This is a genomic window from Streptomyces beigongshangae (genome assembly GCF_019710745.1).
Taxonomy (GTDB): domain Bacteria; phylum Actinomycetota; class Actinomycetes; order Streptomycetales; family Streptomycetaceae; genus Streptomyces; species Streptomyces beigongshangae.
In genome coordinates this window covers 1-23,041 of sequence record NZ_JAHKJW010000001.1, presented here as the reverse complement: position 1 = coordinate 23,041, position 23,041 = coordinate 1, and the positions used below count along the sequence as shown (strand labels likewise).

The 23,041-nt window shown below is 72.3% G+C and carries 19 protein-coding genes; 13 read left to right on the top strand and 6 right to left on the bottom strand.

All coding sequences use genetic code 11. The annotated features are described in order from the left end of the window. Nucleotides 1-68: 68 nt before the first annotated feature. Nucleotides 69-1,085 carry a 4-hydroxy-3-methylbut-2-enyl diphosphate reductase gene (locus KM933_RS00095; protein WP_221347650.1) on the top strand — a complete coding sequence of 339 codons (1,017 nt, stop codon included), beginning with the start codon at nt 69-71 and terminating at the stop codon, nt 1,083-1,085. Nucleotides 1,086-1,114: 29 nt separating this feature from the next. Beyond that, nucleotides 1,115-1,861, top strand: a complete 747-nt coding sequence (gene ppgK, locus KM933_RS00090; protein ID WP_221347649.1) for a polyphosphate--glucose phosphotransferase — start codon at nt 1,115-1,117, stop codon at nt 1,859-1,861. A gap of 76 nt (nt 1,862-1,937) precedes the next feature. Here the strand turns inward: ppgK and KM933_RS38905 are convergent, their stop codons facing one another. After that, nucleotides 1,938-2,405: a DUF6542 domain-containing protein gene (locus KM933_RS38905; protein ID WP_308013183.1), complete on the bottom strand. Its 468-nt coding sequence runs from the start codon at nt 2,403-2,405 to the stop codon at nt 1,938-1,940. Nucleotides 2,406-2,768: 363 nt separating this feature from the next. Here KM933_RS38905 and ychF point away from each other — a divergent pair, with 363 nt between their 5' ends. The 3 genes from ychF (at nt 2,769) to KM933_RS00070 (ending at nt 6,824) form a co-directional block, all read left to right on the top strand. Continuing rightward, nucleotides 2,769-3,857 (top strand): redox-regulated ATPase YchF, encoded by a 1,089-nt coding sequence (ychF, locus tag KM933_RS00080; protein ID WP_221347647.1) that lies wholly within the window; start codon nt 2,769-2,771, stop codon nt 3,855-3,857. A 169-nt stretch (nt 3,858-4,026) separates the two neighbouring features. After that, nucleotides 4,027-4,233: a hypothetical protein gene (locus tag KM933_RS00075; RefSeq protein WP_221347898.1), complete on the top strand. Its 207-nt coding sequence runs from the start codon at nt 4,027-4,029 to the stop codon at nt 4,231-4,233. 344 nt (nt 4,234-4,577) lie between these two features. Continuing rightward, nucleotides 4,578-6,824: a DEAD/DEAH box helicase gene (locus KM933_RS00070; protein ID WP_430727252.1), complete on the top strand. Its 2,247-nt coding sequence runs from the start codon at nt 4,578-4,580 to the stop codon at nt 6,822-6,824. A 24-nt stretch (nt 6,825-6,848) separates the two neighbouring features. Here the strand turns inward: KM933_RS00070 and KM933_RS00065 are convergent, their stop codons facing one another. Continuing rightward, nucleotides 6,849-7,961 (bottom strand): threonine synthase, encoded by a 1,113-nt coding sequence (locus KM933_RS00065; protein ID WP_221347646.1) that lies wholly within the window; start codon nt 7,959-7,961, stop codon nt 6,849-6,851. 381 nt (nt 7,962-8,342) lie between these two features. Here KM933_RS00065 and KM933_RS00060 point away from each other — a divergent pair, with 381 nt between their 5' ends. From KM933_RS00060 to KM933_RS00030, 7 genes are all read left to right on the top strand, one after another. After that, the gene (locus KM933_RS00060; RefSeq protein ID WP_221347645.1) at nt 8,343-9,905 is read left to right on the top strand and encodes a S8 family peptidase; all 1,563 of its coding nucleotides are present in this window, start codon (nt 8,343-8,345) and stop codon (nt 9,903-9,905) included. A gap of 189 nt (nt 9,906-10,094) precedes the next feature. Beyond that, the gene (locus KM933_RS00055) at nt 10,095-11,297 is read left to right on the top strand and encodes a DUF4190 domain-containing protein (RefSeq protein ID WP_221347644.1); all 1,203 of its coding nucleotides are present in this window, start codon (nt 10,095-10,097) and stop codon (nt 11,295-11,297) included. A 197-nt stretch (nt 11,298-11,494) separates the two neighbouring features. Further along, a complete protein-coding gene (locus tag KM933_RS00050; RefSeq protein WP_221347643.1) occupies nt 11,495-12,247 on the top strand; it encodes a GntR family transcriptional regulator in 753 nt (250 codons plus the stop codon). A gap of 340 nt (nt 12,248-12,587) precedes the next feature. Further along, on the top strand, nt 12,588-12,770 hold the full coding sequence (locus tag KM933_RS00045; protein WP_221347642.1) for an SPOR domain-containing protein: 183 nt from the start codon (nt 12,588-12,590) through the stop codon (nt 12,768-12,770). A gap of 84 nt (nt 12,771-12,854) precedes the next feature. After that, entirely contained in the window at nt 12,855-13,274 is a 420-nt protein-coding gene (locus tag KM933_RS00040) for a (deoxy)nucleoside triphosphate pyrophosphohydrolase (RefSeq protein WP_221347641.1), read from the top strand. Between the two features lie 134 nt (nt 13,275-13,408). Continuing rightward, the gene (locus tag KM933_RS00035) at nt 13,409-13,843 is read left to right on the top strand and encodes an ATP-binding protein (RefSeq protein WP_221347864.1); all 435 of its coding nucleotides are present in this window, start codon (nt 13,409-13,411) and stop codon (nt 13,841-13,843) included. 263 nt (nt 13,844-14,106) lie between these two features. Continuing rightward, nucleotides 14,107-16,977 carry a SpoIIE family protein phosphatase gene (locus KM933_RS00030; protein ID WP_308013182.1) on the top strand — a complete coding sequence of 957 codons (2,871 nt, stop codon included), beginning with the start codon at nt 14,107-14,109 and terminating at the stop codon, nt 16,975-16,977. Between the two features lie 83 nt (nt 16,978-17,060). Here the strand turns inward: KM933_RS00030 and KM933_RS00025 are convergent, their stop codons facing one another. The 4 genes from KM933_RS00025 to KM933_RS00010 are packed head-to-tail and all read right to left on the bottom strand — an operon-like array spanning nt 17,061 to nt 20,920. Next, the gene (locus KM933_RS00025; protein WP_221347640.1) at nt 17,061-17,840 is read right to left on the bottom strand and encodes a succinate dehydrogenase/fumarate reductase iron-sulfur subunit; all 780 of its coding nucleotides are present in this window, start codon (nt 17,838-17,840) and stop codon (nt 17,061-17,063) included. Next, entirely contained in the window at nt 17,837-19,780 is a 1,944-nt protein-coding gene (locus KM933_RS00020) for a fumarate reductase/succinate dehydrogenase flavoprotein subunit (RefSeq protein WP_221347639.1), read from the bottom strand. The genes KM933_RS00025 and KM933_RS00020 overlap by 4 nt, the downstream gene beginning before the upstream one ends. Then, nucleotides 19,780-20,610, bottom strand: coding sequence for a hypothetical protein (locus KM933_RS00015; RefSeq protein ID WP_221347638.1), 831 nt, complete (start codon nt 20,608-20,610; stop codon nt 19,780-19,782). Before KM933_RS00015 ends, KM933_RS00020 begins: the two co-directional genes overlap by 1 nt. A gap of 19 nt (nt 20,611-20,629) precedes the next feature. Continuing rightward, nucleotides 20,630-20,920, bottom strand: coding sequence for a hypothetical protein (locus KM933_RS00010; RefSeq protein WP_221347637.1), 291 nt, complete (start codon nt 20,918-20,920; stop codon nt 20,630-20,632). 340 nt (nt 20,921-21,260) lie between these two features. On the opposite strand from KM933_RS00010, the gene KM933_RS00005 reads away from it, so the two are divergent. Next, nucleotides 21,261-23,041 (top strand): ABC transporter substrate-binding protein (locus tag KM933_RS00005; RefSeq protein ID WP_221347636.1); only part of this gene is annotated, 1,781 nt, incomplete at its 3' end.

The window sequence follows — 23,041 nt, the reverse complement described above, 5'->3', positions numbered from 1 at the left end:
GGCCCTCCCCGGCCCACGGCCAGTCTCCCCGCGGACGCGATCTCCGACCTCCCGGGCGCACCCTTACGATGGGAGGCATGACTGCTTCGACCGGCCGCCGTGTCCTGCTCGCCGCCCCCCGTGGCTACTGCGCGGGGGTCGACCGTGCCGTGATCGCCGTCGAGAAGGCCCTGGAGCAGTACGGGGCCCCGATCTACGTCCGCCACGAGATCGTCCACAACAAGTACGTCGTGCAGACCCTGGAGAAGAAGGGCGCGATCTTCGTCGAGCGGACGGCGGAGGTCCCCGAGGGGTCCATCGTCATGTTCTCGGCGCACGGCGTCGCCCCGGTCGTCCACGAGGAGGCCGCGGCGGGCAGGCTCGCCACCATCGACGCGACGTGCCCGCTGGTCACCAAGGTCCACAAGGAAGCCGTCCGGTTCGCGAACGACGACTTCGACATCCTCCTCATCGGCCACGAGGGCCACGAGGAGGTCATCGGCACCTCCGGCGAGGCGCCCGACCACATCACCCTGGTCGACGGCCCCGGGGACGTGTCCAAGGTCGAGGTCCGCGACCCCTCCAAGGTCGTCTGGCTCTCCCAGACCACGCTCTCGGTCGACGAGACCATGGAGACGGTGGACGCCCTCAAGGAGAAGTTCCCGCAGCTCATCTCCCCGCCGAGCGACGACATCTGCTACGCCACGCAGAACCGCCAGCTCGCGGTGAAGCAGATGGGCGAGCAGGCGGACCTCGTCATCGTGGTCGGCTCGCGCAACTCCTCGAACTCCGTACGGCTCGTCGAGGTGGCCAAGCTCGCGGGCGCGCGGGAGGCGTACCTCGTGGACTTCGCCGACGAGATCGACGAGAGCTGGCTGGAGGGCGTCACGACGGTCGGCGTCACCTCCGGGGCCTCGGTGCCGGAGATCCTCGTCGAGCAGGTCCTGGAGTACCTCACCACCCACGGCTTCGAGGACGTCGAACTCGTCAAGGCGGCCGAGGAGTCCATCACCTTCTCGCTGCCCAAGGAGCTCCGCCGCGACCTGCGCGCGGAGGCGGCGGCCCTGGTGGCCGGGCGCACCGCAACCACCCCCTCGGGCGAGTGACTGTCCGTCCCACGACGTAACGTAGGGCCATGCAGATCTTCGGTGTGGACATCGGCGGTTCAGGGATCAAGGGCGCTCCCGTGGACCTGGACCGGGGCGACCTGGCGGAGGAGCGCTACAAGGTGCTCACGCCGCACCCGGCGACACCCGACGCGGTGGCGGACGGTGTGAAGGAGGTCGTCGGCCACTTCGGCTGGACGGGCCCGGTCGGGATCACCTTCCCCGGTGTGGTCACGGACGGCGCCACCATCCGCACGGCCGCCAACGTGGACAAGAACTGGATAGACACCGACGCGCGCGCCCTGCTCGGCGACCGGCTGGGCGGCCTGCCGGTGACCGTGCTGAACGACGCGGACGCGGCGGGCGTCGCCGAGATGCAGTTCGGCGCGGGCAGGGACCGCCGGGGCACGGTCGTCCTCCTCACCTTCGGTACGGGGATCGGCAGCGCCCTCTTCGTGGAGGGCGCCCTCGTTCCGAACACGGAGCTGGGCCACCTGGAGCTGAACGGCCACGACGCGGAGAAGCACGCCTCCACGAAGGCCAAGGAGGACCACGACCTCTCCTGGGAGCACTGGGCCCACCGCGTCCAGAAGTACCTCGCCCACGTGGAGATGCTCTTCTCGCCCGAGCTGTTCATCATCGGCGGCGGCGTCAGCCGCAAGGCCCACAAGTTCCTGCCGCTGATCGAGGGCGTCAAGGCGGAGATCGTCCCGGCCCAGCTCCAGAACAACGCGGGGATCGTGGGCGCGGCGATGCGCGCGGCGAGGGCGGACTAACACTCCTCGCCGAGGAGCACGGTCCTCAGACTTGTCCGTACGGGGTCACCCGGCGTCCGTACGGGGTCACCCGCCCTCAGGCCGTACGGCGTCGCTGTGCGGCCCTGCGGCTCATCATCCGCGCCTTGCGCACGGTCACGATGACGCCGGCCGCCAGCGTGCCCCCGTACAGCCACCCCGCGTGCATCGCCAGCGCGGTGACCAGCCCCATCAGCCGGCCGAGGAAACCGCCCTCGCCGTCGGCGAGCGGCAGCAGGCCGACGGCGAAGGCGATGGGCACGGCGACGACCGCGGTCACGAGGTCGGCCCGCCGCACCCACACCGCGGTCAGCACGCAGACCGGCTGGAACAGCAGGCCGTAGACGACGAACGACGCCCCGAACAGCAACTGGTCCAGACAGGCCAGCGCGAACATCGACGCGGCACAGAACAGCCCGCTGCCCAGACCGGTGAGCCGCGGGTTCGGGAACCGCCGCACCGCCTGCACGAGCGGTGAGGCGGGAGCCGCGGTCCGTGGTGCCCGTGCGGCCCGCGGTACTCGCACGGCCCTGGGCTGCCGGACCGTGCGGGCACCGCCCCGCCCGGCCTGCGGGGGAAGCGGCGAGTGGCCGCGTGACGGCTGTGACTGGGGGGGACGCGTCCTGTGTTGCTCCACCGGTCCAACTTAGGTCGGGTTATGTGTGGAACGGGCTCTGGGACACGCGCTTTGGTCGACCTTGGCCAAGCGTTCGATACGTCGCCGGTGCGAGGCGGCGCACGCCGTAGACTGGTGGATCGGCCCGTGCGGTACCAGGCGAAGGACGCGGGCCCGTCCGGGCCCGGCCCTGTGTCCCGGTCCCGGTGCCCTCGCCCCTCGCCCCTCGTTCCTTGTCCCCGCCCCACCACCTCACGTACGGGAAGTCGCAACGTGTCGCTCACGATCGGAATCGTCGGTCTGCCGAATGTCGGCAAGTCGACCCTTTTCAACGCCCTGACCAAGAACGACGTGCTGGCGGCCAACTACCCGTTCGCCACGATCGAGCCGAACGTGGGCGTGGTCGGGGTCCCCGACGCCCGGCTGACCAAGCTGGCGGAGATCTTCGGCTCGCAGAAGATCCTGCCCGCCACCGTGGACTTCGTCGACATCGCGGGCATCGTGAAGGGCGCCTCCGAGGGCGAGGGACTGGGCAACAAGTTCCTCGCGAACATCCGTGAGTCGGACGCGATCTGCCAGGTCATCCGGGCGTTCAAGGACGAGAACGTCGTACACGTGGACGGCAAGGTCTCGCCCAAGGACGACATCGAGACGATCAACACCGAGCTGATCCTCGCCGACCTGCAGACCATCGAGAAGGTCCTGCCGCGCCTGCAGCGCGAGTCGCGCATCAAGAAGGACGTCGGCCCGAAGGTCGCGGCGATCGAGGCGGCGCAGGCGATCCTGGAGAAGGGCGAGACCCTGTTCTCCGCGGGCATCGTCCAGGGCTCCGGCAACGACGAGCTGCTGCACGACCTGCACCTGCTCACCACGAAGCCGTTCCTCTACGTCTTCAACGTCGACGAGGACGAGCTGGTCGACGAGGACTTCAAGGCCGCGCAGCGCGCGCTGGTCGCCCCCGCCGAGGCGATCTTCCTCAACGCCAAGCTGGAGGCGGACCTCGCCGAGCTCGACGAGGAGGACGCCAGGGAACTCCTGGAGTCGGTCGGCGTCCAGGAGCCCGGCCTCGACACCCTCGCCCACGCCGGCTTCCACACCCTCGGTCTGCAGACGTACCTCACGGCAGGCCCGAAGGAATCCCGCGCCTGGACCATCAAGAAGGGCGCCACCGCCCCCGAGGCCGCCGGAGTCATCCACACCGACTTCCAGAAGGGCTTCATCAAGGCGGAGGTCATCTCCTTCGAGGACCTCGTCGAAACGGGCTCGGTGGCCGAGGCCCGGGCCAAGGGCAAGGCCCGCATGGAGGGCAAGGACTACGTGATGCGGGACGGGGACGTGGTGGAGTTCCGCTTCAACGTGTAGCGGGTGACTTGGCACCGCGTCGCCGGTCTGGTGAACGTACAGGTCAGAAAGGGCCTGGCTCTTCGGAGTCGGGCCCTTCGTCTGTTTCCGTGCCGGGCTGTGTGCTGGGCGGTGCGTCGCGGGCACGGGGAACACGGCACTTTTCCTACTCGTTCGACGCACTTGAGTCATGACCGGGACGACATACGGCATCGGGGAAGGGCCGGCGACACGGGTGAGCCTGTCGCTGCCGGAGGGAACCGCTGAAGCGATCCGAGCGCGGGTGGGCAAGCGGGAGTTCTCCGGGTTGCGCGTGGTCCCGGTGGGTGACGAGGAGGCGGGGGCGGCCTCGAAGCTGCTGACGGGTGCCGGTTTGCACGGGCTGTGGTCATGCTGACCTCCGATATCGACGACGGCGGCCGGGACGCCGACGAGGAGTTGCAGCCACGGGTGGCCCTCCGCCGCCGCGAGCGCCTGCCCGCCGGCGAGGGCGACCGCCGCGACCGCCAGAAGCTGCCGGACCAGTCTCATGAGAACTCCTGTTCAGGGCCGCGGCCTGGGCGTCGCGGGCCGAGTAGGAGGCCATGGACGTGACGGCCGGGAATCGTCACCGCCGAGTGGACACCTGCGGGTAGCTCTCACGGGGGACAGACTCCTGCCCGGCCGGCGCCGCGCTGTCGGTGGCAGGTGGCAGGATGTCCGCTCGGTCGCGGTGTACGGGGTAATCGCGGTGTACGGGGTATGAGGGGCGGCATGGTGGAGGGCGAGGGCAAGGGGGCGGTCGGCGGTTCCGTGACGGTGGGGCGCAGGGCCCGGGAGATCGTCGCCCGGGGGGAGCGGCTCGGCGGGCTCGCGCGCGGGGTGCTCGCCGATCACGCCCGCGCCGTCGAGCAGGTGCGTACCGCCCTCGCGCCGCTGCTCGCCGAGCTGGTGGCCCAGGAGCTGGAGGGCATCCCCGTCGCCCGGCTGAAGGACGTCACCGAGGGGCGGCTGCGGCTCGGGGCGCTGGAGAACGCCGGGTTCGGCAGCGTACGGCCGGTGTACGAAGCCAGCCGGTACGAGCTGCGGCAGATACCGGGGGTCGGGCAGCAGACCGCCGACCAGGCACTCGCCGCCGCCCGGCAGATCGCGCGGGCGCTGGAGGAGACCGTGTCCGTGCGGATCGACATCGATCACCCGGAGCCGCGGACCACCGCCCTCGTCATCGCGCTGCGGCGGATCGTCGAGGCGGGGCCCGACGTGCGCCGGGCCGTGGACGCGGCCCGGGAGCTGGAGCGCAGGCTCGCGGCGCTCCTCCCGGTGGCGCGGCCCGCCTGCGGACGGCTGCGCATGGCCCTCCTCGGCAGGGCCGGGCGCGAGAGCGCGCTCGCGGCGGCGGGCGAGGTGCGCGCGTTCGTGGCCGACGCCGTCGCCAAGGGCCTGCCGATGCTGCTCACCCAGGCATCCACCGATCTGCTGCGGGAGTCCGCGTCCGACGCCGAGGCGTGGGTGGACTTCGAGCTGCGGTCCACGGAGTACTACAGCCAGCTCGCCGAGATCGCCGGCAGCGCGCCCGACGTCGCGGCCTCCGAGGGCTTCCTGCCGGCGGAGGTCGCGGACCGGGTGCACGCGCAGGGGCTCGACGACACCCACCGCCGGGTCTCGCTGCGCGGCTACCAGTCCTTCGGTGCGCGGTTCGCGCTCGCCCAGGGCCGGGTGGTCCTCGGCGACGAGATGGGGCTCGGCAAGACCGTCCAGGCCATCGCGGTGCTCGCGCACCTGGCGGCCGACGGGCATCGCCACTTCCTCGTGGTGTGCCCGGCGAGCGTACTGATCAACTGGACGCGGGAGATCGGCTCCCGCAGCACCCTGCGCGCGGTGCCCGTGCACGGCCCCGACCGGCTGGACGCGTACGCCGAGTGGCGTGAGCGCGGCGGTGTCGCGGTCACCACCTTCGACGTGCTGCACAGCCTGCCCGACCCGAGGAAGGCCGAGGCGCATCCGCTGGACGCCCCGGCCGCGTTCGTCGTCGACGAGGCGCACTACGTCAAGAACCCCGACGCCCGGCGTTCGCGGGCCGTCGCCCGCTGGACGAACCGCTGCGAGCGCGTCCTGTTCCTCACGGGGACGCCGATGGAGAACCGCGTCGAGGAGTTCCGTACGCTCGTCCGCTACCTCCAGCCCGACCTGGTGCCGAGGATCCAGGGCAGCGACGCGGTCGCCGGGCCGCACACCTTCCGCCGGTCCGTCGCCCCCGCCTACCTGCGGCGCAACCAGCAGGACGTGCTCACCGAACTGCCCGCGCTGGTGCAGGTCGACGAGTGGGAGGAGTTCAGCGCCGCCGACCAGGAGGCATACCGGGAGGCGGTCGCCGCGGGGAACTTCATGGCGATGCGGCGGGCGGCGTACGCGCGTCCGCGGACGTCGGCGAAGTTGCAGCGGGTGCGGGAGCTGGTCGCGGAGGCCGCCGCGAACGACCTGAAGGTCGTGGTCTTCTCCTACTTCCGTGACGTGCTCGCCACCGTGCGGGAGGCGTTGGGCGAGGGGGAGGGTGCCGGGGTGCTGGGGCCCCTCGCGGGCGGGGTGCCGGCCGTCCGGCGGCAGCGGCTCGTCGACGAGTTCGCCGGTGCGGAGGGGCACGCGGTGCTGCTCTGCCAGATCGAGGCCGGCGGGGTCGGGCTCAATCTGCAGGCCGCGTCCGTGGTGATCCTCTGTGAGCCGCAGGTGAAGCCGACGCTGGAGCACCAGGCGGTGGCCCGGGCGCACCGGATGGGGCAGGTCCGGTCGGTCCAGGTCCACCGGATGCTCGCGGCCGACAGCGTGGACGACCGGCTGCTGCACATCCTGGAGAGCAAGGCGCGGCTCTTCGACGCGTACGCGCGGCGCAGTGATGTCGCCGAGGCATCGCCCGACGCGGTCGACGTCTCCGACGGGGCCCTCGCCCGGCGGATCGTGGAGGAGGAGCAGGAACGGTTGGCCGTGGGCAGCGGGGGTGCTCCGCGGGGCTAGGCAGAGCGGGGGTGCCCCGCGGGGCTAGGCAGGGGGTGCCGGCAAGCCTGTTTTCGTGCCTGCTCCGCAGAGGGGGAGCACCGCCGTGCGCGGGCCCAGGGCACCCTCGCGCACCGCCGCCCAGGACGCCGCGCCGGTCGGCTCCACGTACAGGCCCTGCGAGGCCAGGTCGGTCTGGGCGTGACGGAGCTGGTCCTCCGTCACGGTGAGGAACGTGCCGCCGGACTCGCGCACCGCCCGGAGGATCTGGCGTGCCCGCGGCGGGCGGGGGATCGCGATGCCCTCGGCGAACGTCGGGGCCGCCGGAGTGACCCCGACCAGGTCGTCCGCGCCCTCGTGCCAGGCGTGGGCCAGCGGTGCGACGGCCGCGGACTGGACCGCGTACAGCGCGGGCCTGCGGTCGATCAGCCCCGCCGCGTGCAGTTCGGCGACGGCGAGTGCCGCGCCGAGCAGGAGCGTGCCGTTGCCGACCGGGACGACGAGCACCTCCGGGAGCCGTCCGCCGAGCTCCTCCCACACCTCGTGGACGTACGTCTTCGTGCCGTGCAGGAAGTACGGGTTGAAGACGTGCGAGGCGTAGAACGTGCCCTCCTCGTCCGCCGCCTCCCGGGCCGCCGACGCGGCTGCCGCACGGTCGCCCGGGACCGCTTCGAGGCGGGCCCCGTGCGCCCCGATCTGCTCCAGTTTCCCGGCGGACGTGCCCTCGGGGACGTACACCGTGCACGACAGCCGGGCCCGGGCGCAGTACGCGGCGACGGCCGTACCCGCGTTGCCGCTGCTGTCCGCCACCACCCGCCGGGGCCGCAGCCGCAGGGCCAGTTCGGCGAGCAGGACCGCCCCGCGGTCCTTGAAGGAGAGCGTCGGCGTCAGAAAGTCCAGCTTGGCCGAAACCCCCTCCCTGAGGCCCACCAGCGGGGTGCGCCCCTCGCCCAGTGACACCGAGGGAGCCGGCAGCGGCAGGCACTCGGTGTAGCGCCACAGCGAGTTCACCCGTCCGGCCAGCGACTTGAGGGGCGCGGGCGTGGGCGCGAAGTCGAGGTCCAGCGGGCCGCGGCAGACCGGGCAGCACCACGCGAGCGAGTCCGCGGGGACGCGCGTGCCGTCCACCGGGCAGAAGCGATCCGGCAAGGGAGTCATGCCCGCAGGTTAGACGCGCCGGTCGCTGACGGGTCCTCATGACTGCACCGGTCCTCACGACTGCCTCGCCCCTCATGGCTGCCCCGGCTCCCACGAGGGCCCCGGTCCTCATGGCCGGCGTCGGTGTCACAGCCGTCACGGCCGGCACGGCGGTCACGGCCGTCACGGCCGGTGCGGGGCACCTGCGTCACGTCGGTGCAGGGCCCTTGTGCAATTCCGGTGGAAGCCCCAGCCTTTCGGCTGAGTGCATCGTTCGGCTCGTCGAACGGGCCGGCGCGAACCTGCCCGTGCCCGTACGACCCGCACCACCCGGTGAGTGCCCGACCGCACCACCCCCCACCACCCCCCACCAGCGCACACCGATCGAGGAGGATCCCTCAGATGGCAGTGATGCGTCATGCCCGGCGAAGACTTGCCGGTATCGGCTCGGCGGCCCTGGTCGCCGGTCTCGTCTCCGCCCTTCCGGCCCACGCCGCCGCGGGCCCCGAGGGCCGGATCCAGTACGCGGGCGCGCCCGGCACGATCGCGGACAGTTACATCGTGACGCTCCACCCGGACGCCGCGAAGGCCGGTTCGGCCGAGGGCCGGGCCCTGGCCGCGGAGTACGGCGCCACCATCGAACGTACGTACAGGAAGGCGCTGAACGGATACGCCGTCGAGGCCACCGCGGCCGAGGCGAAGAGGTTCGCCGCCGACCCGGCCGTCGACTCCGTCGTCCAGAACCGCGTCCTCTCGATCCAGGCGACCCAGCCCGACCCGCCCTCCTGGGGCCTGGACCGCATCGACCAGGCGGCGCTCCCGCTCGACCGGAGCTACAGCTACGACGACACCGCGGGCGAGGGCGTCACCGCGTACGTCATCGACACCGGGATCCGCATCACCCACACCGACTTCGGCGGCCGGGCCTCCTACGGCTACGACGCCGTCGACGACGACAACACCGCCCAGGACGGCCACGGCCACGGCACGCACGTCGCCGGCACGGTCGGCGGCACGGCGTACGGCGTCGCCAAGAAGGCGCGGATCGTCGGTGTCCGCGTCCTCAACAACGCGGGCTCCGGCACCACCGCGCAGGTCGTCGCGGGCATCGACTGGGTGACGGGCAACGCCGTCAAGCCGGCCGTCGCCAACATGAGCCTCGGCGGTACCGCCGACACCGCGATCGACACCGCCGTACGCAACTCCATAGCCTCCGGCGTCACCTACGCCGTCGCCGCCGGCAACGAGAGCACCAACGCCGCCAGCCGCTCGCCCGCCCGGGTCACCGAGGCCATCACGGTCGGCGCCACCACCAGCACCGACGCCAAGGCCAGTTACTCCAACTACGGGGCCGTGCTCGACCTCTTCGCCCCCGGCTCCTCCATCACCTCTGCCTGGAGGACGAGCGACAGCGCGACCAACACCATCTCCGGTACGTCGATGGCGGCGCCGCACGTCGCGGGAGCCGCCGCGCTCCATCTGGCCGACAACCCCACCGCCACTCCGGCCGCCGTGCAGAGCGCGCTGGTCGGCGCGGCCACCACCGGGGTCGTCACCGGTCCCGGCACCGGCTCGCCGAACCGGCTGCTGCGGGTCGGCGACGGCGGTACGACGCCGCCCGGACCGTACTTCGAGAACACGGCGGACCACGCCATCGCCGACAACTCCACGGTGGACTCGCCGGTCGTGGTGAGCGGGGTCGGCGGCAACGCGCCCGCGGCCCTGAGGGTGCCGGTGAACATCGTGCACACGTACATCGGTGACCTGCAGGTGCAGTTGGTCGCGCCCGACGGGTCGGTCCACACGCTGAAGGCGTACGGGACGGGCGGGTCGGCCGACGACATCAGCACGACCTACACGGTCGACGCGTCGTCCGAGACGGCCGACGGGACGTGGACGCTTCGGGTGGGCGACAACGCCGCGCGGGACACGGGGTACATCAACTCGTGGGGGCTGCAGTTCTGAGCACGGAGCCGCGGGTCCGGGACGACAATCCCGGCCCCGCGGTCCCGCGGACCGCGCCCCCCGGCGGACCGCCCCCGCGGACCGCCCCACGTTCCGTCCCCGTCCGTGCCGTGCTTACCATGCGCTGCGTCGCACATCTGTTCCGTGCAGCCATGACGCACCACCCTCCGGACGAGGAGCACGCCGCCAGTGGAGACACCCCCGCCCGACGGCCCTCGACAGCCGCAGCCGTATCCGCCGCAGGGGCCCGACCCGTACGGGTACCGGCCCTGGGGGCACGGCTGGTACCCGTACAACAACCCCGCTCCCGCCCCCGCCCCCGTCAACGGTCTCGCGGTCGGCGCCCTGGTGCTGAGCCTCCTCTGCTTCCTGCCGTTGGTCGGGCTGGTGCTCGGGGCCGTCGCGCTGGGGCAGATCAGGCGGAAGGGCGAACGCGGCAAGGGCATGGCCATCGCCGGAATGGTGCTGTCCGGCACCGGCACCGTGATCCTCGCGCTCGTCCTCACCGTCGGGGGCGCGGCCGGGTTCTGGAAGGGCGTGGAGGAAGGCGCGCGCGAGGCGGGCGGGAGCGGCAGCACCTTCTCCGTGGACGAGGGCGAGTGCTTCGACACGGAGGGCGGCTCCCTGGAGGGCATGGCGTACGACGTCGACGAGGTGCCCTGCGAGGGCGGGCACGACGCCGAGGTCTTCGCGAACTTCGAGATGGCGGGCGGGGGATTCCCGGGCGACGACGCCATCACCGACATCGCCGACGACAAGTGCTACACGCTCCGGTACGCCTACGCCGTGGACGCCTGGGCCATCCCGCACGACGTCGACATCTACTACTTCACGCCCACGCGCGACAGCTGGAGTTTCGGCGACCGCGAGGTCAGCTGCCTCTTCGGCAACGTCGACGGGAAATCCGGCCTGACCGGGTCGCTGCGCCAGGACCGGTCGAGTCTCGACGCCGACCAGCTCGCCTATCTGGAAGCGGCCCGGGTCCTCGACGAGGCGATGGACTCGGCGCCCGGGGAGCCGTACGTCGAGGACGACCTGCCCGGTCACAGGAAGTGGGCCGGCAGGGTTTCGGGCGCCCTCGCCGAGCAGATCGGCATGCTCCGCGGCCATGAGTGGCCCGAGGGCGCGAAGAAGCCGGTCACCACGATCGTCGGGGATCTGGAATCGGCGAAGGAGGAGTGGGCGAAGGCCGCGAAGACCTCCGACGTGGACACCTTCTACGAGCACTACGGAGCGGCGCTCGACCTCACCGACGCGAAGAAGACGGTCGGCGCGCGCAAGGCCCTCGACCTCGCGACGACCCCTCCGGCCGAGTACGAGTACGAGGACGAGAGCGAGGGCGACGGCGGGGGCGGGGCGGGCGACGGAAGCGGCGGCGGCGTCGAGGTGTGACGGCGGGGCGGCAGTGGACGGCAGCGGGGTGGGGGCCGTCGTGATGGGGAGAAACGCCCGCCCAAAACACCTGGCGGCCTGACGTCATCACATCGAGTGATTCTTTGGCCTCCACTTGCCTGGCGCAACCCACGGTCGCCACTCTGTTGCTGTCTGTACAAACACGACGGTGTAACGGGGCAACGGGGGAGTGGTCAGTGACATTCGGTGAGCAGCCGGCGTATCTGCGCGTCGCGGGCGACCTTCGCAAGAAGATCGCCGACGGGTCCCTGCCACCGCACACCCGGCTCCCGTCGCAGGCCAGAATCCGCGCGGAGTACGGGGTCTCGGACACGGTCGCGCTGGAGGCCCGCAAGGTGCTGATGGCGGAGGGGCTGGTCGAGGGCCGCTCCGGATCCGGCACGTACGTGCGTGAGCGCCCGGTGCCCCGCCGTGTCGCCCGCAGCGGCTACCGCTCGGACGGCGGCGCGACCCCCTTCCGCCAGGAGCAGGCCGACCCGGCCGCACGCGGTACGTGGGAGTCGCACAGCGCGCAGGCGGAGGCGGGCGGTCCCGTCGCCGAGCGGCTCGGCATCCGGGCCGGCGAGCGGGTGATGTGCACGAAGTACGTCTTCCGGGACGCGGGCGAGGTCATGATGCTCTCCACCTCCTGGGAACCCCTCGCCGTCACGGGCCGCACCCCGGTGATGCTCCCCGAGGAGGGGCCCCTCGGCGGCATGGGCGTGGTCGAGCGCATGGCCGCCATCGACGTGGTCGTGGACAACGTCACGGAGGAGGTGGGGGCCCGGCCCGGCCTGGCCGAGGAGCTGTCGGCGCTGGGAGGGGTGCCGGGACACGTGGTGCTCGTCATCCAGCGCACGTACTACGCGTCGGGCCGGCCGGTGGAGACGGCGGACGTGGTCGTCCCGGCCGACCGGTACCGGATCGCCTACCACCTGCCGGTGAAGTAGGGCGTACTGCGTCATGCGTAGGAGGTGACCGCAGGGCGGCCGGTGAGTCCGGGGCGCAAGCGGAGGGAGTCCGTCCCGCGCCGGTGGGATCCGGTCGTTCTCGTGGCGGGTTCCCGTGCGGTCCCCGTGCTGTTCGCGGGACCCGGGAAGAATGCCAGGGGGCGTATCCGGAAGGATGCGCCCCCTCTGTCCTGGCCGGTTGCCTACCCCGGTCCTACCTCTTTGTGAGAATCCGTATTCGCTGCGTAAAGGTTGGGCGTAGGCTCGGGCATATGCGGATTGCGGTTTCCTTGGGTGGCGGAGCCGGGCGCGAGCCGGGAGCGGGGGGTGGAGGGGCGCGATGAACGACGGCACGATCACACTTCCCTGGCTCGTCATTCGCCAGGACGACAACGGCAACCGCTACCGCATCGGAAGGTACGCGACCAGGGCCGAGGCCCAGAAGATCGCGGACAGCCTCGACGAGCGCGGTCACAAGCAGCTGTACTGCGTGGAGCGGGTCGCCCAGAACGGCGCGCGGTGACCGGCACCCGGTGACACGGGTGCCCGGTGACGAATGCCCGGTGAGGATGCCCGGGGTCCGGGCCGCTCCCGTAGGCTCCGGCGCATGAGCGAACGGATCGTGGTGGTGGGGGCCGCCGTGCTGGACGACGGGCGGCTGCTGGCCGCGCGCCGTAGTGCGCCCGCGGAGCTGGCCGGGCGATGGGAACTGCCCGGCGGGAAGGTCGAGCCGGGGGAGAGCTCCGAGCGGGCCCTGGTGCGCGAACTCCGGGAGGAACTGGGGGTCCGGGCGGAGGTGGTGGGGCGGGTGCCGGGGGAGTTCGCGCTGCGGGCGCCGTACGTCCTCCATGTCTGGACCGCCCGGCTGGCGGCCGGTTCGGCCGCGCCCCGGCCCCTGCAGGACCATGACGCGTTGCGCTGGCTGGCCCCGGACGGACTGTGGGACGTCGACTGGCTCGACGAGGACGTGCCCGCGGTGGTCGAGGTCGCGCGGGTGGCCTGGGGGAGCGGAGCGCCGGTGGTGTGAGGGCCTCTCCCCCGCAGGGCGCTTGGGGTGACCGATGAGAGCCGGAGTGCGCCGTTCGTGTCACGGTGCGTCCTCACGCACGGTACTTCGCCTGGGATATCGGGTATGTGCCCATTAACCCCATGAAAAGGTACATGGTCCGGTCCGCTTCTGGCCTGGGAGTGATCTGTGTGATCCGCACCGAGGGCGATGTCGCCGAGTGGAACTTTCCCGCGGACCCCGGCGCCGTCAGGGACGCCCGTGCCGCGGTCCGCGGCCAGCTGCACGACTGGAAGCTCGCCTCCCTGGACGATGTGGCGGCGCTGCTGGTCAGCGAGCTGGTGACCAACGCCCTGCGGCATGCGACCGGCCCCATCGGGGTGCGGCTCGTACGCTCCGCGCGGTCCCCCGGGGCCCTGCTCGTGGAGGTCTCCGACCCCCTGCCCGACCTGCCCCGGGAACGTGCTGCCCGGCCCGACGACGAGACCGGCCGAGGACTCCAGCTGGTGGCGAACTCCTCGCGCCGCTGGGGCACCAGACCGGGCGAAAAGGGCAAGACGGTCTGGTTCGAGCTGGCCGTTCCCGGCTGAGCGGAAGTCCGCCGGCGGGAGTCCGCCCGGGGTCCGTCCGGGGTCCGGTGGGCCCCGGACATGCAGGACCGGCCAAGACAGGGGTTCGACGGGGTGCCTCGTGGTTAGAAGACTGGGAGTGTCTGTCACAGCCGGTCCTAAAAGCATCGGGACCGTGCTGTGATCGTGAACACCGTGTTGTGCGGCATCGTAGTGCTGGATACTGCGGGCAGCCGCTGTCGGTGACCGGTGCCGGGCGCGGTGAGCTGGAGGGGACGGTTCGCGTGAGCGAGATACCAGCGAAGGCCACGGAGCCCGAGGGCCCGTCGGGCGACGCGATGGCTGATGCGACGGCAGGCGATGGCGCCGTGCCCGCGGCCGGCGGCGCGCCGGACGGAATGCCGCATCGCCGGACGCCGGACCGCCGGACGCCCGCCCGTGAAATGCCGCGCCGCGGAACGCCGGACCGCGGCGCGCCGGACCGCGGAACGCCGGGCGGACCCGCGTACGGAGCCAGGACCGGATCCCCGGCCGCATCCCCGACCGGACCTGCGGACGGGATCCGCGGCGACACGCACGACCTCCCCGGTGACGCACACGACCTTCCCGGTGGCGCGGGCGACGTTCCCGGTGGCGGGCCGGGCGACGCGCCCGGCGAGGTCGTGTGGCAGAGCAACCCGCCCGGCTCCATCTACGACTACATCAAGGTCGCCTCGTTCTCGATCGGCCCCGACGGCCTCGTCGACCAGTGGAGCCTCCGCGCCGAGCATCTGTTCGGCATCCCCACCGACCGTGCCGTGGGCCTGGACCCCATCGAGGCGTTCGTCGCCGAGGACCGGCGCGACTTCGGACAGCGGAAGATGGCCGAGGTCCTCGACGGCAGGGAGTGGACCGGTGTGATCCCCTTCCGGCTGCCCGACCCCGAGGGCTCCGGTCGCGTCGTCGAGGGACTCGCCGAGATCTACGTCATGCCGACACGGACCGCGGAGGGCGAGCGGGCCGCCGTCTGCATCGTCGTGGACGTCCGCACGCTCCGCAGCATCGAGACGGATCTCGCCGCCTCGCAGGCCATTTTCGGCCAATCTCCTTTCGGGTTCCTCCTCATCGACCCGGACCTGCGGATCCGCCGCGCCAATCGGCGGTTCGCCTCGATCTTCGGCGGCACGGTCGACGACCACCGCGGCCGCACCGTCCGGGACTACCTGTCGCCGAGCGAGGCCGAACGCGTCTCGGCGATCCTGCACCGGGTCCTGGAGACGGGCGACTCCGTCACCGAGATGCTGGTCACGGGCACCGTGCCGGGCTCCCCCGAGCGGCGCCACTGGTCCATCAACCTCTACCGCGTGCACGGCGGTTCCGGCCGTCCGATCGGTATCGCGTGGCTGGGCACCGACATCACCGCGCGCCGCGCCGCCGCCCGTGAGGCCGCGCAGGCGCGGCGCAATCTCGCCCTCCTGAACGAGGCGGGCGCGCGGATAGGCAACTCGCTCGATCTGGAGACCACGGCCCGCGAACTGCTCGACGTGGCCGTGCCCGGCTTCTGCGACCTGGCCTCCGTCGACCTCTACCAGGGCCTGCTCGCCGGTGACGAGACCCCGCCCGGTCTCGCCGACGGCAGTGCGCAACTGCGCCGTGTCGCCTTCGCCAGCGCCGTGTCCGACGCGCCCTTCGTCGGCGGTCCGAAGCCCGTCGGCGTCGGCGCGGTCCACCACTTCGCCTTCAACTCCGCCTGCGCGGACGCCCTGCGCACCGCCAGGCCGCAGACCGTGGCCGCCGAGGAGGGTGGCCTGATCCAGTCCACGCTCGCGGTGCCGATGGTCGCCCACGACACGGTCGTCGGCCTCGTCCAGTTCTCCCGTACGAAGGGCAGCGAGCCGTTCGGGGAGCGCGACCGGGCGCTGGCGGTCGAGCTGGCCGCACGGGCCGCCGTCTGCATGGACAACGCGCGCCTGTACCGCCGCGAGCACGAGCGCGCCCTGATCCTGCAGCGCTCCCTGCTGCCGCCCGGCGACCCGGAGGCATCCGGCCTGGACATCGCCTGCCGCTACCTCCCCGGCAACGCGGCCACGGAGGTCGGCGGCGACTGGTTCGACGTCATCGAACTGCCCGGACACCGCACGGCGCTGGTCGTCGGCGACGTGATGGGGCGCGGTCTGCGGGCGGCCGTCGCGATGGGCGAGCTCCGCACGGCCGTACGGACCCTCGCGCTCCTCGACCTCGAACCGGCCGAGGTGCTCTCCGCGCTGGACGAGATCGCCCGCGGTCTGGGCACGCCCGGCGGCACCCAGCAGTCCACCCGCGGCGCCCGCCAGTCCCGGGACGCCGACCTCTCCGAGGTGTACCTCGCCACCTGCGTGTACGCGGTCTACGACTCCGTCACCCGCCGCTGTACGTTCGCCAACGCCGGCCACCTCCCGCCGGTCCTGGTCGAGCCCGGCGAGGGCGCGCTCATGCTCGACGTACCGCCGGGGATACCGCTCGGCGTCGGCGGCGAGCCGTTCGAGGAGGTGGAGGTGGACCTCCCGGAGGGTGCCCTCCTCGCGCTCTACACGGACGGGCTGGTCGAATCCCGCGACCACCCGCTGGACGAGGGCCTGCGGGCATTCGTGGGCGCTCTCACCGACCCCTCCGAGCCGCTGGAGGACGTCTGCGACCACGTCCTGAGCACCCTGGACACGCACCACGGCGAGGACGACATCGCGTTGCTGATGGCACGTGTCCAGGGGCTGCCCGCCGAGTCGGTGGGCGACTGGACGCTGCCGCGCGAACCGCGCAGTGTGGGCCGCGCCCGCGAGTTCGCCCGCAACCGGCTGGTGGGCTGGGACCTGGAGCCGCTCGTCGACACGGCCGAACTGCTCGTCAGCGAGCTGGTCACCAACGCCCTGCGCTACGGCGAGGGCGAGATCCGGCTGCGTCTCCTGCTGGACCGCACCCTGGTCTGCGAGGTCTGGGACGCCGGTCTCGTCCAGCCCCGCCGCCGCCGGGCCCGCGACACGGACGAGGGCGGCCGCGGACTGCAGCTGGTGGGTCTCCTCAGCGCCGCCTGGGGCTCCCGCCGCACACCGCGCGGCAAGACGGTGTGGTTCGAACTTCCCCTGCCCAGCGGCGGAAAGGGCCTCAAGGACCCGGCGGAGGCCCTGCTGAGCCTGTTCTGACCCCCGCCACCCTCGCCCGCCCCCCCGCCTGCCGCCCCTGCCCTCCCCCTCCGCCCGCCGTCCCTGTCCCCGTCCCTGCGAGGTCACTCTCCCGGAGAGCGCCTCCTGATCTTCGACCCCAGCCAGACCAGCGGGTCGTACTTCCGGTCGGCCGCGCGCTCCTTCAGGGGGATCAGCGCGTTGTCGGTGATCCTGATGCCCTCGGGGCAGACCTCCGTGCAGCACTTGGTGATGTTGCAGTAGCCGAGGCCGTGCTCGTCCTGGGCCGTCCTCCTGCGGTCCAGGCCGCTCTCGCCGGCGGCGTCCAGCGGGTGCATGTCCAGCTCGGCCACCCGCATCAGGAAGCGCGGGCCGGCGAAGGCGGTCTTGTTCTCCTCGTGGTCGCGCACCACGTGGCAGGTGTCCTGGCACAGGAAGCACTCGATGCACTTGCGGAATTCCTGCGGCCGGTCGACGTCCTCCTGCATCATCCGGTACTCACCGGGTCCGACACCCCCGGGCGGTACGAACGCGGGCACCTCCCGCGCCTTCGTGTAGTTGAAGCCGACGTCGGTGACGAGGTCGCGGACCACCGGGAAGGCCCGCAGGGGGGTGACGGTGACGGTCTCCTCCCGCGTGAACACCGACATACGGGTCATGCACAGCAGCCGCGGCCGGCCGTTGATCTCGGCCGAGCACGAACCGCACTTGCCCGCCTTGCAGTTCCAGCGCACGGCGAGGTCCGGGGCCTGGGTCGCCTGGAGCCGGTGGATGATGTCGAGGACCACCTCGCCCTCGTTCACCTCGACCCCGAAGTCCTCCAGGGCGCCGCCCCCCACGTCCCCGCGCCACACCCGGAAACGGGCCTCATAGCTGCTGCTCACTCGTGGAGCTCCTCTTCGGCGAGGTACTTGACCAGCTCCTCCTTCTCGAAGAGGGCGAGCAGGTCGGGACGGATGGGCTCGGTGGTCTCCCGGACCAGGTCGATCTGGCCGCGCACCGGGTCCGTGGCGGCGGGCCCGCCCGTCGGGTCGGCCAGCCGGCAGAGCAGGTTGACCCGCCGCCACGCCCGGTCCATCCCCGGATGGTCCTCACGGGTGTGGCCGCCGCGCGACTCCGTGCGCTCCAGCGCGGCCCGTGCCACGCATTCGCTGACGAGCAGCATGTTCCGCAGGTCCAGCGCGAGGTGCCAGCCCGGGTTGAACTGCCGGTGCCCCTCGACCCCGGCCCGCCGCGCCCGCAGCCGCAGGTCCGCGAGCCTCTCCAGGGCCTCCACCATCTCCGGTTCCCTGCGGATGATGCCGACGAGGTCGTTCATCGCCTGCTGGAGCGCCTGGTGGACGGTGTACGGGTTCTCCGGCGGCCGGCCGTCGTCCCCGCCGGACACGGGCCCCTCGGCGGAGAAGGGCCGCAGGGCCTCCGCGGCGGCCGCGTCGACCTGGGCGCCGTCCACGGCGGGACGGCCGCCGGTGAGCGCCGCCGCGTACCGCGCCGCGTGCAGTCCGGCCCGGCGGCCGAACACCAGCAGGTCGGAGAGCGAGTTCCCGCCGAGCCGGTTGGAGCCGTGCATCCCACCCGCGACCTCACCGGCCGCGAACAGCCCGGGCACCCCGCGGGCCGCCGCGGTGTCCGAGTCGACCGCGATCCCGCCCATCACGTAGTGGCAGGTCGGCCCGACCTCCATCGCCTCGGCGGTGATGTCGACGTCCGCGAGCTCCTTGAACTGGTGGTACATGGACGGCAGCCGGCGCCGGATCACCTCGGCGGGCATCCGGGTGGAGACGTCGAGGAACACGCCGCCGTGGGGCGAGCCGCGGCCCGCCTTCACCTCGGAGTTGATGGCCCGCGCCACCTCGTCCCGGGGGAGCAGCTCAGGAGGGCGCCGGTTGTGGTCAGGGTCCTCGTACCACCGGTCGCCCTCCTCCTCCGACTGCGCGTACTTCTCCTTGAACACGTCCGGGATGTAGTCGAACATGAACCGCTTGCCCTCGGAGTTCCTGAGCACCCCGCCGTCGCCGCGCACCGACTCCGTGACGAGGATGCCCTTCACCGACGGCGGCCAGACCATGCCCGTCGGGTGGAACTGCACGAACTCCATGTTCAGCAGCGGCGCCCCCGCGAGCAGCGCCAGCGCGTGCCCGTCGCCGGTGTACTCCCAGGAGTTCGACGTCACCTTGAAGGACTTGCCGATGCCACCGGTGGCGACCACCACCGAGGGGGCCTCGAGGACGAAGAACCGGCCGGACTCCCGCTCGTAGCAGAAGGTCCCGCAGACCCGGTCGCCCTCCTTGAGGATCCGGGTGACCGTGCACTCCTGGTAGACCTTCAGGCGCGACTCGTAGTCGCCGGTCTCCGCGAAGTCCTCCTGCTGCAGCGACACGATCTTCTGCTGGAGCGTGCGGATCAGTTCGAGGCCCGTGCGGTCGCCGACGTGCGCGAGGCGCGGGTACTCGTGCCCGCCGAAGTTGCGCTGGGAGATGCGCCCGTCCTGCGTACGGTCGAAGAGGGCGCCCCAGGTCTCCAGCTCCCACACGCGGTCGGGGGCCTCCTGCGCGTGCAGTTCGGCCATCCGCCACTGGTTGAGGAACTTGCCCCCGCGCAGGGTGTCGCGGAAGTGGACCTGCCAGTTGTCACCGGAGTTGACGTTGCCCATGGCCGCCGCGATGCCGCCCTCGGCCATCACCGTGTGCGCCTTGCCGAACAGCGACTTGCAGATCACCGCCGTGCGCGCGCCGCGCTCGCGTGCCTCGACGGCGGCCCGCAGCCCGGCGCCCCCGGCACCGACCACGACGACGTCCCACTCCTGCCGGTCGACCACGGACATCAGAAGAACCTCGGATCGTCGAAAGCGCCGGAGGCGACCAGGTACACGTAGAAGTCGGCGAGCGCCACGCTGATCAGCGAGGCCCAGGCGAGCTGCATGTGGCGGGCGTTGAGGCGGCCGGCCAGCTGCCAGGCCCGGTAGCGCACCGGGTGCTTGGAGAAGTGCCTGAGCTTGCCGCCGACGATGTGCCGGCACGAGTGGCAGGAGAAGGTGTACGCCCAGATCAGCACGATGTTGACGAGGAACACGAGCGTGCCGAGCCCCATGTGGCCCCACGCGTAGTGCTCGTCCCGGAAGGCGAGCACGGTGTCGTACGTGAGGATCCCGGCGACCGGGACCGCCGCGTAGAAGAAGTAGCGGTGCATGTTCTGGAGGACCAGCGGGAAGCGGGTCTCGCCGGTGTACTTCCTGTGCGGCTCGGCGACCGCGCAGGCCGGCGGCGAGGCCCAGAAGCCCCGGTAGTAGGCCTTGCGGTAGTAGTAGCAGGTCAGCCGGAAACCGAGCGGGAAGATCAGGACCAGCAGGGCGGGGGACAGGCCCCACCAGCTGCCGAAGATCTCCCAGTTGGGCCCGTTCCGCATCGGCTCGCAGTTCTCCGCCAGGCACGGCGAGTAGAACGGCGAGACGTAGGGGGCCGCGTAGTAGTCGGTGTTCGCGAACGCCCGCCAGGTCGAGTAGACGACGAAGGCCAGCAGCCCGGCCGCGGTCGCGGCGGGCGCCAGCCACCAGCGGTCGGTCCGCAGGTGCGGGGCGCTGATCGCGGCGCGCGTACCGCCGCGTACACCGCCGCGCGTGCTGCTCTTCGGTTGGGGTTCCGTACCAGTGGCCAAGGAGAGCTCCGGTCGGGGATCAGGGTGCGTGGCGGTCGCGGGCGCCGAGACCCTCGTCGTCGGAGTCCGTCCACAGGCTGTTGTCGTACGGGGTGTCGGGGATGGTCACGAGGTCGGGGCGGATCGGTTCGACGAGGTCGGGCGCGGCCTCGCGCAGGAGCGCCACGCTCTCGCGCAGGTGGTCGGCGTCGGTGCGCACCCTGCGCATCTCCAGGCCGTCCGCCCCCAGCTGCTGCTCCAGCCGCCCCACGGACCTCACCAGGTCGTCGAGGCAGCGCTGGACTGACGTCAGGTCGTCGTGCACGGACATGGCTCGGCCTCACTTCCGCGGACCCGACGGCCCAGGGCGGCAACGTTCATGCGCCTGAGAGTGTGACGTGCCGCACCTGCCGGTGTGAAGGGACGTGCACGGATTCGGCGGGGGCGTGCGGGTGCGGGGGTGTCCGGCGCGCAGGCCCGGGGCCCGGGAGCCCTGTCCGCCGTACGGGTGGGCTTCCCCTCCGCCGTCGCCGTGTCGGCCCCCGGCGCTGAACCCTTTCCTCTTCAGTGGCCGCATAGATCTGATCAACACCAAATAAGCCAAACGTGATCGGACGTCCGTGACCGGACGTCCGTGTTCACCCGCGGAGCGGCCCCCGGAGGTACCAGTCATGTCCCACGACGGCGTCGGACCGCGCGCGGTGGCGCGCTCGGTCGCGTTCCTCACGGCCGGTGTCCTCGCGGTGCCCGCCCTCGCCGGGTGCGGCGAGCAGGACCCGGCGGGCAGGCCCGCCGCGGACCAGGACACCGCGTCCGCGCGGCGCGACGCGGTCGCGGACGGCGGCACCGTGCGCTGGGCCGTGGACGGCGTGCCGCAGACCCTCAACACCTTCCAGGCGGACGCGGACGCCGCCACCTCCCGGATCGCGGGGGCCGTACTGCCCGCGCTGTACCGGCTCGATGCGAACGGCCGGCCGCGGCGCAACGCCGACTACCTGGAGTCGGCGAGGGTCGTCGAGCGCGAGCCCCGGCAGGTCGTGCTCTACAAGCTCAACCAGCAGGCCGTCTGGAGCAACGGCCGCGAGATCGGCGCCGCGGACTTCTCCGCCCAGTGGCGTGCCCTGTCCGGCCGGGACAGCGCGTACTGGACCGCCCGCAACGCCGGCTACGAGCGCATCGAGAAGATCGAGCGCGGCGCGAGCGACCTGGAGGTGCGGGTCACCTTCAGGAAGCCGTACGCGGACTGGCAGTCGCTGTTCTCGCCGCTGTACCCGAAGAACGTCATGGGTGCTCCGGACACCTTCAACGACAGCGCCCGCCGCAGGCTGAAGGTGACCGCGGGTCCGTTCACCGTCAGCGAGATCGACCGCCGGTCGGGCGACGTCACCCTCAGGCGCAACCCCCGCTGGTGGGGCCGCCCCGCCAAGCTCTCCGCGCTGGTCCTGCGGGCCGTACCCCGGGAGAAACGCGTCGCCGCGCTCGCCGCGGGCCGGCTCGACCTGGCCGAGATCGACGCGTCCGAGGCGCACCGCGTCGCGTCGGCCGCCGGGGCCGACACGAAGGGCAGGGGTGCCTCGCTCGTCCACGGCCCCGGTGCCGCCCTCACCCCGGGCCGGGCGCTGCGGTCCTGGGCGGTCGTGCACGGCTCCGACGAGGAGGCGGCCGACGAGGAGGCCACGGCCCGCAGGAAGCGGGCCAGGGCCGCCGGGAAGTACGCCCGCCAGCAGCGCTCCCTGCGCGGGTTCGAGGTCCGCACCTCCCTCGAACCCGCCTTCACCCAGCTCGCGCTGAACGGCTCCGAGGGCCCGCTCGCCGACGAGCGGGTCCGCCGGGCCGTGGCCCGTGCCCTCGACCGCGCGCAGCTCGCCCGGATCGTGCTCGAACCACTGGGCCTGCCCGCCGAACCGGTCGGCAGCCATCTCGCGCTCGCCGGGCAGTACGCGTACGCCGACAACAGCGGGGCGCTCGGCGGGCAGGACACCCGCGAGGCACGGGCCCTGCTGGCCGACGCGGGATGGGTGGTGAACGGCCCGGTCGAGAAGAAGAAGCCCAGGAAGGCGGCGGGCGCGGAGGCGTCCAAGGACACGGGCCGCGCGGACGAGACGGACGAGACGGACGAGACGGACGAGACGGAGGAGACGGACGAGACGGAGGACGACGGCGGCGAAGGCAGCGAGGGCAGCGAGGGCGGCGAGGGCAGCGAGGGCAGCGAAGACGGCACCGAGGACACCGAGGACTCCGGTGACGACGGCACGTACATCGTCGGCGGGACGGACGACCGGCCCGGCGACGACGCCGGCCCCACCGCGTCCGCGCCGGGGCGGACCGGCGGGCAGGCGGAGAAGCACCTCGCCCAGGACGGCGGCCAGCAGCTCAAGCCCGGCGGCGCCCCGGGCGCGTACGCGCCGAAGGGCACGGCCGCCCCGAGCCGCACGGTCGCCCCGGGCCGCAC